The organism is Marinitoga lauensis (assembly GCF_004135675.1).
Classification (GTDB): Bacteria; Thermotogota; Thermotogae; order Petrotogales; family Petrotogaceae; genus Marinitoga; species Marinitoga lauensis.
Window position 1 is genome coordinate 42,489 of record NZ_QHLX01000007.1, and the last position, 14,542, is coordinate 57,030.

At 27.8% G+C, this 14,542-nt stretch carries 14 protein-coding genes and 5 pseudogenes; 10 read left to right on the forward strand and 9 right to left on the reverse strand.

Going from position 1 to position 14,542, the window contains the following annotated elements; genetic code table 11:
* Positions 1-13 precede the first annotated feature (13 nt).
* Together DJ007_RS12390 and DJ007_RS12395 are read right to left on the reverse strand one after the other, a co-directional pair.
* Positions 14-229, reverse strand: a complete 216-nt coding sequence (locus DJ007_RS12390; RefSeq protein ID WP_129409867.1) for a hypothetical protein — start codon at positions 227-229, stop codon at positions 14-16.
* A complete protein-coding gene (locus tag DJ007_RS12395; RefSeq protein ID WP_129409868.1) occupies positions 229-885 on the reverse strand; it encodes a DUF2225 domain-containing protein in 657 nt (218 codons plus the stop codon). Before DJ007_RS12395 ends, DJ007_RS12390 begins: the two co-directional genes overlap by 1 nt.
* A gap of 180 nt (positions 886-1,065) precedes the next feature.
* On the opposite strand from DJ007_RS12395, the gene ftsY reads away from it, so the two are divergent.
* Positions 1,066-1,971: a signal recognition particle-docking protein FtsY gene (gene ftsY, locus DJ007_RS12400; RefSeq protein WP_129409869.1), complete on the forward strand. Its 906-nt coding sequence runs from the start codon at positions 1,066-1,068 to the stop codon at positions 1,969-1,971.
* A gap of 36 nt (positions 1,972-2,007) precedes the next feature.
* On the opposite strand, the gene upp is transcribed toward ftsY, so the two are convergent.
* Positions 2,008-2,643, reverse strand: coding sequence for a uracil phosphoribosyltransferase (upp, locus tag DJ007_RS12405; protein WP_129409870.1), 636 nt, complete (start codon positions 2,641-2,643; stop codon positions 2,008-2,010).
* Positions 2,644-2,752: 109 nt separating this feature from the next.
* On the opposite strand from upp, the gene DJ007_RS12410 reads away from it, so the two are divergent.
* Both DJ007_RS12410 and DJ007_RS20545 read left to right on the forward strand, forming a co-directional pair.
* Positions 2,753-3,583 (forward strand): ABC transporter permease, encoded by an 831-nt coding sequence (locus DJ007_RS12410; protein WP_129409871.1) that lies wholly within the window; start codon positions 2,753-2,755, stop codon positions 3,581-3,583.
* Positions 3,529-3,750, forward strand: a pseudogene (locus DJ007_RS20545) (hypothetical protein); the annotation flags it as partial. The gene DJ007_RS12410 and the pseudogene DJ007_RS20545, both read left to right, overlap by 55 nt.
* Positions 3,751-3,977: 227 nt before the next feature.
* Here DJ007_RS20545 and DJ007_RS12420 read toward each other — a convergent pair.
* From DJ007_RS12420 to DJ007_RS12445, 6 genes and pseudogenes are all read right to left on the reverse strand, one after another.
* A pseudogene (locus tag DJ007_RS12420) lies at positions 3,978-5,160 on the reverse strand (glycine C-acetyltransferase).
* A 10-nt stretch (positions 5,161-5,170) separates the two neighbouring features.
* Complete coding sequence (tdh, locus tag DJ007_RS12425; protein WP_129409971.1) at positions 5,171-6,208, reverse strand: L-threonine 3-dehydrogenase; 1,038 nt, start codon at positions 6,206-6,208, stop codon at positions 5,171-5,173.
* A 141-nt stretch (positions 6,209-6,349) separates the two neighbouring features.
* Complete coding sequence (locus tag DJ007_RS12430) at positions 6,350-6,844, reverse strand: hypothetical protein (RefSeq protein WP_129409872.1); 495 nt, start codon at positions 6,842-6,844, stop codon at positions 6,350-6,352.
* A complete protein-coding gene (locus DJ007_RS12435; protein ID WP_129409873.1) occupies positions 6,834-7,682 on the reverse strand; it encodes a cyclic nucleotide-binding domain-containing protein in 849 nt (282 codons plus the stop codon). The genes DJ007_RS12430 and DJ007_RS12435 overlap by 11 nt, the downstream gene beginning before the upstream one ends.
* An 11-nt stretch (positions 7,683-7,693) precedes the next feature.
* Positions 7,694-9,088: a penicillin-binding transpeptidase domain-containing protein gene (locus DJ007_RS12440; RefSeq protein ID WP_368359884.1), complete on the reverse strand. Its 1,395-nt coding sequence runs from the start codon at positions 9,086-9,088 to the stop codon at positions 7,694-7,696.
* A 42-nt stretch (positions 9,089-9,130) separates the two neighbouring features.
* Positions 9,131-9,714, reverse strand: a pseudogene (locus tag DJ007_RS12445) (transglycosylase domain-containing protein); the annotation flags it as partial.
* 82 nt (positions 9,715-9,796) lie between these two features.
* On the opposite strand from DJ007_RS12445, the pseudogene DJ007_RS20550 reads away from it, so the two are divergent.
* The 7 genes and pseudogenes from DJ007_RS20550 to DJ007_RS12475 all read left to right on the forward strand — a co-directional run.
* Positions 9,797-10,294: pseudogene (locus DJ007_RS20550) on the forward strand (TIGR03936 family radical SAM-associated protein); the annotation flags it as partial.
* Positions 10,295-10,357: 63 nt separating this feature from the next.
* Positions 10,358-10,726, forward strand: a complete 369-nt coding sequence (locus tag DJ007_RS20555) for a response regulator transcription factor (protein WP_368359885.1) — start codon at positions 10,358-10,360, stop codon at positions 10,724-10,726.
* The gene (locus DJ007_RS19435) at positions 10,719-11,822 is read left to right on the forward strand and encodes a GAF domain-containing SpoIIE family protein phosphatase (protein ID WP_129409877.1); all 1,104 of its coding nucleotides are present in this window, start codon (positions 10,719-10,721) and stop codon (positions 11,820-11,822) included. Before DJ007_RS20555 ends, DJ007_RS19435 begins: the two co-directional genes overlap by 8 nt.
* Positions 11,822-12,118, forward strand: a complete 297-nt coding sequence (locus DJ007_RS19440; protein ID WP_129409878.1) for a PP2C family protein-serine/threonine phosphatase — start codon at positions 11,822-11,824, stop codon at positions 12,116-12,118. Before DJ007_RS19435 ends, DJ007_RS19440 begins: the two co-directional genes overlap by 1 nt.
* A gap of 21 nt (positions 12,119-12,139) precedes the next feature.
* Positions 12,140-12,891 (forward strand): annotated as a pseudogene (locus DJ007_RS12465) (YebC/PmpR family DNA-binding transcriptional regulator).
* 39 nt (positions 12,892-12,930) lie between these two features.
* Positions 12,931-13,611 (forward strand): hypothetical protein, encoded by a 681-nt coding sequence (locus DJ007_RS12470; RefSeq protein ID WP_129409879.1) that lies wholly within the window; start codon positions 12,931-12,933, stop codon positions 13,609-13,611.
* Between the two features lie 112 nt (positions 13,612-13,723).
* Positions 13,724-14,542 (forward strand): CheR family methyltransferase, encoded by an 819-nt coding sequence (locus DJ007_RS12475; protein ID WP_129409880.1) that lies wholly within the window; start codon positions 13,724-13,726, stop codon positions 14,540-14,542.

The following is a 14,542-nucleotide window of genomic DNA, read 5'->3' on the forward strand; positions in this document are numbered from 1 at the left end:
TTAGAAATATCATTTATTTTTTATTTGTTTTATTAATATAATCTTTATACTCATTAATAGTTTGATCATAATTGCTTAAAGTTAATTTTAAAGAAGCAACTTCACTTTCCAGATTATTTATTCTATTTTCTATTTCTGGATTTGGAGTAGGTGTTTGTAATAAAGAACATGAATTTAAAAAAATATTTATTATAAATATGAGTATGAATATAAAAAAGTATTTTTTCATTATAAATCACCTTTCAAAAATTCTGCTTTTTTTATGTAAGGGTTTTTGCTGTTTCTATATCTTCCTATAAGTTTGTTAAAAAATTCTTTTGCTTCTTTTCTTTTGCCTATACGTAAATTAGTATAACCTTTAAAAAAATAATATAAGATTAATTCTTCGTCTGAATTCAGGTTTTTAAAATTTTCTTCTAATATTTTTACAGCAGAAATTAATAATTTTAGTTCTTCCATTATTTTATCCTCATCCCTGAAAATCCAGGCAAGTCTGATTAAACTTTTGGCAACATTTCCAGGTTTGTTAAGGATTTTATATATTATTCCTGCAAGAGCATATTGTTTTTTTAAAAAATCTATGTCTTTATTTTTGGAGTTATCAATTCTTCCTAATTTGTTACGAGCTCTTTTTAAATAATCTTTTAATTCTTTTTTTGTTTCTTTAGAAACTTTTTTTAATAAATCAGTATCTTCGGAGAAGAATGTAAATCCGCATTTTGGACAGGTTAAAATAGAAAAATTTTGTGGATTTGGTCCCTTAAAAATGGGTTTTAAATCATCATCATATTTTTCAATTCTAATACTGTCATATTTAATTTTAGTGTAATTAAAAGCTCTTCCGCATAAAGGACAGGTGGTAGAATCTTCCCAAAAGTCTCCCATTTTTTACACCTCTTTTATATCTTAATACTGCTAAGATTATTTTACCATTTCATTGCAAATTTTCCAAATATAACATATTAAATTTTATATTCTGATAAATAGAAAATTTTGAAATTATGGTAATTAATGATAAAATATATGTTGTGAAAATAAATGTAAAAATTAGGCAGGAGGTTGAAGATGGGATTTTTTAATAAAATAGCTAAAGGATTGAAAAAAACAAGAGATAAATTTTTTGGAAATATCAAAACATTATTCTCTGGAAGAAACCTTGATGATGATGTTTTGGAAGAGCTTGAAGAAATAATGATTTTATCAGATGTTGGTGTTGAAGCTACACAGGATATATTGAAAAAATTAAAGGAGAGATATAAAAAAGAAAAAAATGAAGACCCACTTTTACTTTTAAGGGATATTATGGTAGAGCATCTTGAAAACAGACCTTTGGAATTTAATCCAAATAAAAAACCCTTCGTTATTTTAGTAGTAGGAGTGAATGGTACAGGAAAAACCACTACTATAGCAAAATTGGGAAAAATTTATAAAGAAAAAGGTAATGATGTTGTATTTGCTGCAGGAGATACATTCAGGGCAGCAGCTATTGAGCAATTAAAAGAATGGGGAAATAGATTAAACATCGATGTAATTGCACATTCACATGGTTCAGATGCTGCGGCTGTGGCTTATGATGCTTTAAATCATGCAGTTGCTAAAAATAGGGATGTTGTTATTATTGATACGGCAGGAAGATTACACACTAAAAGTAATTTGATGGAAGAATTGAAAAAAATAAAAAGGGTAATTCAAAAAGTAATTCCTGATGCTCCACATGAAACGTTACTGGTGTTGGATGGGACAACAGGGCAAAATGGAATAATTCAAGCTCAGGTTTTTAAGGAAGCTATTGATTTAAGTGGTATAGTGATTACGAAATTAGATGGTACTGCAAAAGGTGGAATAGCTTTTGCTATAAATCAGGAAATAGGTATTCCTATTAAACTAATTGGTGTTGGAGAAAAAGCAGACGACTTGCAAATTTTTGATCCTAAAGTTTATTGTAATGCACTATTGGGTATAGAAGAATAATAGAGACCATAAAAATTATGGTCTCTGTTTTAATTTTTATTTTGTTCTGAATAATCTGTCTCCTGCATCACCCAACCCAGGTATTATATAAGCGTGATCATTTAATTTTTCATCGAGTGCAGCGGTAAATATTTTTACATCAGGATATTCTTCATTAATATTTTTAACTCCTTCTGGTGCAGCAAGTAAGGACATTACAATTATATTTTTAACTCCATATTCTTTTACTTTTTTTATAGCATATCTAATAGAGAAACCTGTTGCTAACATCGGATCAACAATAAAAACATAATGATTCTCACTAAAAGGTGGGAATTTTAAATAATACTCAACAGGTTTTAGGGATTCAGGGTCTCTATATATACCTAAAAATCCTATACTTGCATTAGGAACGAGGCTGAGAATACCATCCATCATTCCTAACCCTGCGCGTAAAATAGGAACTATGGTTATTTTTTTATCCTCCACCATTTCACCGGTAGTATGTTGAATAGGTGTTTCTACCTCGATTTCAATAGTTGGTAAATTTCGGGTAGCTTCATAGGTTAATAATAAGGTTATTTCTTTCAAAAGTTCTCTAAATTCTTTTGGACCAGTATCTTTACTTCTCATAATGGTAAGTTTATGTTTTATTAAAGGATGCTCAACAACAGTAAGATTATGAAGATTCATTTTTGTACCTCCTTCTTTATATTCTTCCTAATTATACCATAAAAAATTTTGAACAATTTAATTTTTTTGATAAAATATATAAAGATTTAAAAAAGATAGAGGTGAGGGAATGAAAATATTGTCATTGATGAAATATGAACTTTTAAAAATTTTTAGGAATAAAGGATTTTTATTATCATTAATTATTATTCCTGTATTATTGTCGTATATGGGTTCTAATTTGTTTCCAGAAAATATGTTATCTGATTATAAAATAGCTGTATACAATGAAGATAATTCTTTTTTAGGTAGATTTGGTTTTCTTTTTTTAAGTCAATTTTTTAAATGGAAAGATGCAGTTCAGATAACATCTAAAAATGAGTTAGTAAAAGCTGTAAAAGATAACGAATTCGATTCAATTTTAATAATACCGAAAGGTTTTATGAATGATTTAAAAAATTATAAAGATACAAAGTTAATTTTAGTGCCAAATCCCAATGATCTGGATAGTAGTGTAGCAATTTATACAGTTGTAAAAGCTTTATTTAATGAATTATCAGGAATACCTGAAATTTCAGCGGGATCTACAACTCAATTTCTTTTAAAAGGAGGAATTTCAGTTGATAAAAAGAGAAATCCTCCAGATATTGAGATACAAATTCCCAATATAAAAGATGGAAGTTTGAAAAATATAAAAAATGCATCTCTGGACTTTCAGGACATGTTAGCTCCTTCAGCTATTCTTGTTTTAATATTAATTTTCTCAATGGGAGGTATAGGGATTTCTATTTCACAAACTCGGGAGAATGGATTATTGGATATATACAGAGCAAATGGGTTAAAAATCTGGGAATTTTCATTATATAAGCTTTTTACATATGTTATTTTGGGCTTGTTTCGAGTATTATTACATTTTATGTATTCAGACATTTTGGAAGTAATTTCTCAGGTGGAGAAATAAATATGATGATTTTAATAGTTTTAAATGTTTTTATGTTTGCAACATTTGGATTATTAATTGCATCCATTTCAAAAACTACAAGAACTACAACGTTTTTATTAGCTATATTTATGGGTACAATGATTCTATTTGGTGATGTGCTAATTTCAATTCCAAAAGACTCTATATGGTATAAATGGTCATACGCATTACCCATAAAATATTCCATAGATTCTTTAAGAAAAGTGGCCTTATTGAATTATAATCTTTCAATGGTAAGTAAAGATTTGTATATAATGCTGCTATTTACAATAACGTCTTTCGTCGTTAGTTATGTATCGCTTTCTTATATTGAAAAAAATAAGATAATAAGTTATTACAAAAGTGGCCCATTTTGTCAAAATGGGCCACTTTTTTATTTTATAATATTTAATTCTTTCCCTATTTTTTCAAATTTTTCTACTGCAAAATCTAAATCTTCTTTTGTATGTGCAGCACTAATCATAACTCTAATTCTTGCTAATCCTTTAGGGACTGTTGGATATCCTATTGATTGAGCAAAAATTCCTTCTTCAAATAACTTTAAGCTAAATTCTTTAGCAACTTTTGCATCATATAACATTACTGGAGTTATTGGTGTTTCACTATGCCATGTATCAAAGCCTAAAGCATTTAATTTATCTTTGAAATATTTTGCATTATCCATAATTTTTTTACCACTTCTCCGCTTTCTGTCAATATTCTAACTGCTTCTAATGCAGCGCCAGTTTCAGCAGGAGATAAAGAACTACTAAATAAGAAAGGTCTGGCTTTTTGTTTTAAATAGTCGATTAATTCCTTTTTTCCAGCGATAAATCCACCAACAACACCAAAAGCTTTTGATAAAGTTCCAACTTCAATATCAACACGACCATGCAAATGGAAATGATCTACTATACCTCTACCACTTTCACCAAGAACACCTTCGCCATGGGCATCATCAACCATTACAATAGCACCATATTTTTCTGCTACTTCAACAATTTCGGGTAAAGGAGCTAAATCACCATCCATACTAAATACACCATCTGTTATAATTAAGAGTCTTCGAGCACCATTATTTTTAGCTTCTTTTAATTTTTCTTCAAGGTCTTTAACATCTTTGTGTTTCCAAACATATTTTTTGGCTTTTGACAGTCTTACACCATCTATTATACTGGCATGATTTAATTCATCAGATAGGATAGCATCTTCTGCTGTAGTAATTGCAGGTATAACAGCTTGATTAGCATTAAATCCAGATTGAACAACTAAAGTTGCCTCTGTTTTTTGAATTCAGCAAGCTCCTTTTCTAATTGATGGTGAATATCCATTGTTCCGGCTATACTTCTGACAGCACCTGGACCAACACCATATTTTTCAACAGCTTCGATAGCAGCTTTTTTAAGCCTTTCATTGTTTGCAAAGCCAAGATAGTTATTTGAACATAAGTTTAATACCTTTTTTCCATCAACTTCAAACCATGCGCCTTGAGCACCGTTTAATGTTCTAATAGTAACAAAAAGACCGTTTGTTTTTAATTCGTTCATTTCAGAAACTAATTGTTCGTAAAAATTCATAATATTCCCCTTATTCTGAAATTTTTAGTACAATTTTTCCGCTTTTTTTCGAATTCATAAGTTCAAATCCTTTTTCAAATTCTTCCATTGGAATAACATGAGTAATCAATTTTGATAAATCTATCCTTTTTGTCCTTAACCATTCTGAAGCTATTTGCCATGTTTCAAACATCTTTCTTCCAGTTATACAATGAATGGTGATATTTTTAAATACTGCGGTATTCATTACAAAAGGAACAGGATTTGTTGGAAAAACTCCTAAAATAGCAGCTTCTCCACCATTTGTTAAAGCTTCAATTCCATCATTTAATGCGTTTGGATTACCTGACATTTCTAATAAAACATCAGCTCCATCATTATTTGTTAATTTCATAACTTCCTCAACTAAATTCTTTTCTGAAGGATTTATAATGTAATCAGCTCCCATTTCTTTTGCCATATTTATTCTATATTCTGAAACTTCACTAACAATTATAGTAGCAGCACCGGAAATTTTTGCAACCTGAACTGCAATTGCACCGATTGGGCCAGCCCCTGTGATTAAAACTGTTTTTCCTCTTAAATCCACTGCTGTTACGGTATGAATAGCATTTCCTAATGGTTCCATAACTGATGCATATTCTTTGGGAATTGATGGATCTAATTTCCATAATACAATTTCTGGAACAACAACATATTCTGCAAACACACCATCTCTATCCACACCTAAAATCTTCATATTTTTACAAACGTGCATTTTTCCTGTTTTACACTGTTTACATACTCCACATGGGATATGTGTTTCGGAGGCTACAATATCGCCAGGTTTTAAACCTTTAACCATCGGACCAACTTCTACAACTTCACCCACAAATTCATGTCCGTCAATTTGCGGGGTTTTAATTCTTTCCTGTGACCATTCATCCCATTTCCAGATGTGAAGGTCTGTTCCACAGATAGATGCGTTTAAAACTTTTACTTTAACTTCATTTGGTTCTTTGATTGTTGGTATTTCTACATCATCTAATACAAATCCTTTTCCTGGAAATTTTTTTACAATGGCCTTCATAGTTCCCAAGATAGTTCACCATCCTTATTTTATATTCATTCTTTAGTTTAACTCAAAAATGAAAAAAATTTCAATGTCATTTTTTTCAGATTATTCTTTATTAGAGTTCATGTAAAAGGATAATATTGAAATATGTTCGTTTTACTTAGGATTATAATAAAAAAATTCTTCATCTTCCACAATAACGTTGCTTTCTAATAAAGAGTTAATTTTATCTATAGAAATATAATTTAATATAAAGTCTTTTGGAAGTCCTTTTATCTGAGGACTCCTATTATATATTTTTCTCAAATTTAACAATAATATTTCTTCTTCTCTTTTTTTCATAAATGAAGCTATTTCAAGAAACGTAATTTTGAGGTTTAAAAAGAATTTGTCGTAATAATCTTTATCTTTTAAAAGTTCAGTAAAAAGTTGATAAGATTCTTTTTTGAAACGAGTTTTTCCAACTGCATAATAATCAATTAAGTTAATTCCAAAAACTAAAGAGTCAAGGCCAAAATAATCACCTTCACAAAATACCTGTCCTAGTTTTTCCTTTTCTTCATATTTTAATGTAGAAATAACGAGTCCGGTTTGGATATAAGCAATTTCTTTTATATCTTTTGAAAGGTTTGTTATTAATTCACATTTCATTTTTATCACCAACATTTTTTTTATTAAATATATTTAGAAATGAGTCATAATTTTCAATTCTTATCATCATTTCTCCCCATGCTGGAATTCCCCAAAATCTTAATATTTCCAGATATTCTTCAAGAACTTCTTTAATTCTTTTGGAATCATTGCAATAGATACAGGATAAATATAAAAAATATTTTACCAGAGCTCTATCTTCTATTTCTATGGATTTCTCAAATCCATATATCAAGTCTTCGCAAAGTTGACTGTTATCAGCATTTTTTCGTATATAATTTGTTGTGAAAACTATTATACCCGCCAGATCAATATTTTCTTTATTAAATAGTGATTTAAAGCTTTCTGTAGCTATTTCAGGATCTTCTGGGAGCTCAGATTCAAATATTTCTCCAGCATTTAAGATTTGGTCTAACTCTGCTAATAGTACATCTGTTTCGTCAAGTTGCATATCTTCAATAAGATCTTTTCTGTTTGTTACCATAGCTTTTGAAATTAAAAGTTCATAAATATTGGGTGTAACTCCAAATAAACTTTTAAAAAATAGATTTATATATAATTTACCCACATGTTCAATGAATAATGAAAATTCTTTTTCTTCTAATATTTTTGAAATGCTGTTTTTATCTATTTTAAGTACTTCTACTTTTGTATTTGCAATATAACTTTCTAATAAAGGCTTTCCTGTTATAAAACTCATCACACCAATAAATTCTCCAGAACTCAATTCTCTGTTTTTAAGGGAGGTATTAACTTTTCCAGAAATAATATAATAACAAAAGTTATAAATTTCATTTTCTTTTAATAGTATTTCGCCAGGATTAAAAAAATCTTTCATATTAGCACCTTCTATTTATTGATAGCAATGTATAAATCAGGAAAATAATAATCCATAAAGAATTTTTCTCTAATATATATATTATATGTATTTTTTTCTCCTAAATCTAAAGAATTTTTAAATTTCTTTATGTTAGATTTGTCAAATTCAAATAGTTGAAAAGATGAATTTTTATTATCATCATAGTCATAATACTTTAGAAATAAGTCAGGGAATAAAAATTCATAATTTTGTATATTCTTTATATAGTTTTTTTTACTAAAAAATAATTCTTTTTTATTAAAATTATTCGATATAAAATTTTCAAAAGAAGTATTTGAAATATTATTAGAATAAAAAAAGAATTTAGGAACTTTTGTTAGAGGAATATAAGAATAATAAATATTTAAAATTTTTCGTGCTATAGGGATCGCATGTGTAGTTGATAATAAGAATTTTCCATCTTTTCTTGTTGAAATGGAAATTTTACCATCATAACCTGAAAACCACACTGAATACTCAGCAGTTCCAGTTTTTCCATAAAATTCCTTTTTTACTGGGAAAAGGTTTTTAGCTGTTCCTTCAGAAACAACACTCTCTAAAAGATTATTCATTATACTATAAGATTCATTTTTTATGGTTTGTATCTTTTTTTCTATTTCGGGTGTTTTTTTATAAATTAAATTTCCATTTTTGTCATATATTTCATCTATTATATAAGTTTTAGGAATTAGACCATAATTTGGGAATATTGTAAATGCTCTGGCAATATTAAATACATTACTTTCTAAGGTTCCAAGAGATAAGGTTATATCATGGGGATAAAAGCCTTCAATGCCAATATCTTTTAAAAATTTTTCGACAGTAGAAATTGATTTTTGAGGTGAATTTTCTAAACTTAAAAACAAATGAATTGAGGGAATATTTATTGAATGGATAAGAGCATCTTTTAAAGAGACTTCCCCTTTAAATGTTTTTTCGAAATTTTGTGGTGCCCAGTTTCCAATTTTTAATGGTTCATCTATTAATAATGTATTTGTATTATATCCTTTGTTTAGAGCCAATAGATAATAAAATGGTTTTATTGTCGAACCAATTTGACGATATGAATAAAAAACATCATATTGACTTCCGAAAAAACTGATAATTTTACCAGTTTTATTATCTAATATTATAGCACTTTGAGATGCTTGCCATGTATCTTTTACAGTTTCAAATAAGTCTCTATCTATTGTAGATTTAACTATATATCCTCCACCGATTAAATTTAATTTGGATTCTTCGTTTTTTATTGCAAGAAGTAACTGTAAGTTATTTTCATCGAAATAAGGCTTTTTAAATTCTATATTGTTTAAATACTGAGTATATAATTTATAATCATTATTGGTTAATAACTGATTGTTTAATAACGAGTTTAAAATAATCAATGCCTGTTTTTTTGCTCTTAATGGATGTTTATATGGATTATAGTATTCTGGGGCGTTTATAATTCCGACAAGTATGGAAATTTCCGACAAATTTAGATCTTTTAAATCTTTTCCAAAATATCTTTTTGCTGCAGCACCAAAACCATTTATATCATTACCTAAATAAGCAATATTTATATATGATTCTAAGATTTCGTTTTTAGTGTAATATCGTTCAACCCAAAATGAAAGAAATATTTCTAAAATCTTTCTGGATATAACCTTTTTTGACTCAAATATATATTTTTTATAACCTGTTGAGTAATGGTGCTTCCACCATATGTTGTGCCTTTAGTTAGATTTGTAATAATAGCTCTTGTGAATCCTTTTAAATTGAAACCAGGATGTCCAAAAAAATCTCTATCTTCAGACCATAATAGTGTGAACAATAAATCTATAGGTGCATCTGATAATTTTGTATATACGAATTTTGGGGGTAAAATTTCACTGTTATTTGAAAAAAGGTATGTATTATAATTATTATTGAATGAAAAAATAGATTTTTTTACAAAAAGTCTATGCGTATAACTAAATAATGTGATTCCAGCAATAAGAATTACCAGAAGTCCTGATAAAAAATATTTCAATGCTTATTCCTCCATTTAAAATGATTTTAATAAAAATAGTATATAATAAATTTTGTTCAATTTAATTATATCATATAATGGAGTGAGGATATTGAAATATCTTTTAAGATTTAAAAAATTTGGTAAATCTATTTATATCTCACATAATGATACTTTAGAAGAAATAGAAAGAATGTTAAGAAGAGCAAGAATAGATTTAGAATATACAAAAGGGTTTCATTCTAAACCAAAATTAAGTATTTCTCAAGCTGTTCCACTTGGTTATGTTAATAGAGCACTTTATGTTGTGTTAAGTACTAAAAGTATACAAAGTTTTTCAAATTTTAACAATTATGTATCTGAAGGATTCAAATTAATAGAGTATAAATCTGTGGAAGATAATTATAAGTTGAAAATAAAATATTATTCATTTAGAATTTATATATCAGAAAATTTATTTCCTTTATTTAATGAGAAGGTTCTTAATGGAGACTTGAAAAACAGATTTGTGGATTTAGATTATGAAATAAATAAAAATGGAATTTATGTGTTAAAATATAAACAGGAATATAATAAAATATACAATATATGGAAGATGTTTAGTGAAATTAAGGAAGATTTTATATTTTATCCTATTGTTTATGATGTGATATGGGGGATTGACTTGAGCAAGAAAATTTTAATTGTAGATGATTCTGATGTATTAAGGAAAATATTATCTTTCAATTTTAAAAAAGAGGGTTTTGAAGTATATGAAGCAAGAGATGGCGAAGAAGGGCTACAAAAAATAAAAGAATTAGTTCCAGATGCAGTTTGTCTTGATATAATGATGCCAAAAATGGATGGATTTACGGTTTTGAAAATGCTAAAGGAAGAAAATATAAAAATTCCTATTTTAGTTTTGACAGCAAAAGGTGGGGAAGAAGATGAAAACTTAGCCCTTTCTCTTGGCGCTTTTAAGGTTGCGACAAAACCTTTTAGCCCAAAGAATATTGTGGATATTATAAAACAGGCGGTGGGAGTAAATGGATAAGGCCACCGAATATGGATTGGAGATTTATCGGGAATTAAACGATAAAATTAAATATTATAAGGATGAACCTAAAGATCTTGAAGAAATTAAGAATAGGGTAAAGATTTTAATAGAAGAATTATTTATCGAAAGTGAAAATTATAGAATGCAGTTAGAAGAGTTTTCACTTCAATTAGAAGCTCAGGTTGAAGAATTATCGAAACTATATGAAGAATTAACAGCGGTTCTTGATATAGGGAAAATTCTTCATGAAACACTGGATCCTAGAACCTCAATGGAGAGCATTCTGGAGAGAATAAAAGATATAATTACTTATGATGATATAGTTGTTGGAGAATTTTCTGATTTTCCACCAAGGAAGGATTTTAAGATTTTACATGCGGATTTTAACTCTCTGGATTTTGAGAAAACAGTGCAATTTATTGACTATTTAAACGAGTCAAATAAGGTAAAACCATTGATATTTGAAAGAAATCCTTTAACCAATGAGGAAATCCCTATTATGTTTGTACCCATAGAATCAAGAATAAAAATATGGGGTTTTTTTCTTTTTTATGGTTCAAAAAAAGGTATATTTACAGCTGGAAATAGAAAAATAATGGAATCTATTTCTGAGCAAATTGCTTTTAGTTATGATACTCTTGACTTTTTAAACAAAAAAATAGAACAGGAAAAATTAGGAGAACAATTAAGAATAGCTTCTGAAATACAGAAATCTCTGTTACCAAAAAAAATACCGCAATTTGAAAGTGTTGATATAGAAGCATTTTATAGGCCTGCATATGATATTGGTGGAGATTATTATGATGTTGTTGATTTAGGAGAAAAAGTTTTTCTTGTTCTGGCAGACGTTTCTGGTAAAAGTGTTCCTGCTGCTTTAATAATGACTTCGTTTAGGTCGATATTAAGGCATGAAATAGAAAAAGAACATGATTTAACAACAATTGTTTCGAATTTGAACGATTATATTTCTAAAGAAATTCCACAGGACAGATTCGTTACTTCAATTTTTATAATGTTAGATTATAAGAATAAAAATATTGAAATGATAAATTGTGGTCATAATCCGACATTAATTTTGAAAGATGGGAGTTAATGTCTTTTGAGGCTGAATATATGCCGATTGGAATTATGGAAGGGTTTGTTTTTGAAAGTCAAAAATTAAATTATGAAAATAATATAAATATTGCTTTATATACAGATGGGGTAACGGAAGCAAGAAATGAAACTGGAGATGAATTTGAGCTAGAAAGATTAATAAAAATATTTGAAGAGACAAGAGATATGAGTTCAAAAGAAATTATTAAAACAATAATAAATGAATTAGATAAATTTGTGGGAAAAGCATCTCAACATGATGATACAACAATAATGATAATAAAATCAAAATGATTTTAAAGGAGGTATTTTATTATGTCAGGTCATAACAAGTGGGCAAATATAAAGCATAGAAAAGCAGCGCAGGATGCAAAAAGGTCAAAAATATTTACTAAACTTATCAGAGAATTAACTGTTGCTGCTAAAGAAGGTGGAGCAGATCCTGAATCAAATCCGAGGTTAAGAACTGCTATTGAAAAAGCAAAAGAAGCAAATATGCCGAAAGATAAGATTGAAGCTGCTATAAAGAAAGGTGCAGGAGGAACAGATGCAGATTCATATGTAGAAATAATGTATGAAGGATATGGACCAGCAGGGTTGCGATAATAATGAGAGCTTTAACAGATAATAAAAATAGAGCTGCCCAGGAGGTAAGACACATCCTTTCAAAGCACGGTGGTAGTTTAGCAGAAAGTGGAGCAGTTGCATGGAATTTTGAAAGAAAAGCTATGATAATTGTTCCAAAATCAGAAATAGCTGATTTAGACGAATTTATGATGGTTGCTCTTGATGCTGGTGCTGAAGATGTAATTGAAGATGAAGAAATACAGGTAATAGCTTCTCCAGATGATATGGCCCAGGTTAGAGATACATTGAAAGATATGGGATATTCTGTAAAAGCAACATTAACATATATACCAAAAACAACAGTTAAAATTGCAGGTTCAGATGCAGAAAAATTATTGAAATTACTTGATGCATTGGAAGATAGTGATGATATTCAAGAAGTATTCGCCAATTTTGAAATAGATGACGAAGAAATGGAGAGATTAGCACAAAATATGTAATTCAAAGGGCTATTTGCCCCTTGTTTTTAAGGTGATTTAATGAAAAAAACTTTCTTGCTTTTAATGCTATTTTTGAATTTATCATTTATAATTTTTTCGAATAATCTTTTTTTTACATACTCAAATAACGGTGACCTAAAAATAAATTATAATTTTGATTTTGAAGCAACAAATTTGTATGTTGCTAATGTTTCTTTTTATGCTATAATAAAACCAGAAAATAAAGATTATATTAAAGTTTCCAGTATAGATGAAATTTTAAATTATTTAAAATTTTATCAGCCAGGGTTTAGTATAAATTATAAATATAAAGAAAAAAATTTTAATGATCCGAATTATTTTATTTGGTCAAACAAATCGTTTTTAATTTCCTTTGAAAATATATTTTTTAAATATCCCGTATCTTACATTGTTTCAAATGGGATGGTTGGAATAAATTTAAAGAAAAACTTTAGTAATTATTTTTATTGGATAAATTTATATGATTTTTCTGAAACATCATTTGGCTATTATTTGGGCAATAAAGTAAAAATAGGTTTTTTCATAGATACGTTGAGTAAAAAAGATGATTATGGTTTTTTTTTAACTTTTGCAAATATTGGTATAATTACAATATCAAAAAATAAAATTTTTGTAGAAATATTGAGTAAAGATATAAATTTGTATCTTGATTTTAAAAATAAGACAGATATAATAAGAAGTGATTTTTTAAAAAAGTAGAGAACGAATTTGAAATGACTTTGCCAATAATACAAGATAATATATATTTTGTTATTAATTCAAATAAAAAGTATGGAATAAAATTTAATATCAATTTTTAGGAGGAACAATTATGAATGAAAAAAGTTTATATTCTTCACCTTATGATGACAGAGAATATGTGTGGTTGTTGGATAATATAGCCAGACATTTTCAGCTTGATTTAAGAGGTTATAAACAGCATAGGGTTAGAAGAAGAATCGATATGTTAATGAGAAAATATTCTTATAAAGATTATAAAACATATTTTGATGATCTGAAAAAAAATAGTAAATTATGGGATGAATTTTTGGATAAACTAACCATTAATGTTACAGAATTCTTTAGAAATCCAGAAAAATGGGATTATTTAAAAAAACATATTTTACCACGGATATTAAAAGAAAGAAATACGAAAACAAAAATATGGAGTGCTGGTTGTTCTACTGGTGAAGAACCTTATACTCATGCGATAATTCTGGAGGAATTGAGAGCACCAAAAAATATAAAAGTACTTGCTACAGATCTGGATAAATTTGTATTACAAAAGGCAAAAAGAGGAATCTATTCAGAAAGATCTATGGTTAATGTACCTGAAGATATAAGAAAAAAATATTTTAGAAAAGTAAATAATGATTCTTATGAAGTTTTATCTCATGTAAAAAGTAGGGTAATATTTAAACAACATAATCTTTTAATGGATAAATTTGAAAATGATATAGATTTAATTTCATGTAGAAATGTGGTTATTTATTTTGATATGGATGCTAAAAATAAGTTATACAAAAACTTTGCCAATTCTTTGAGAAAAGGTGGCGTACTATTTGTTGGATCAACAGAAAGGATATTTAATTATAAGAGTTTAGGATTGGAAGTAATAGAACCTTTCTTTTATCAAAAAGTGAGTGATTAA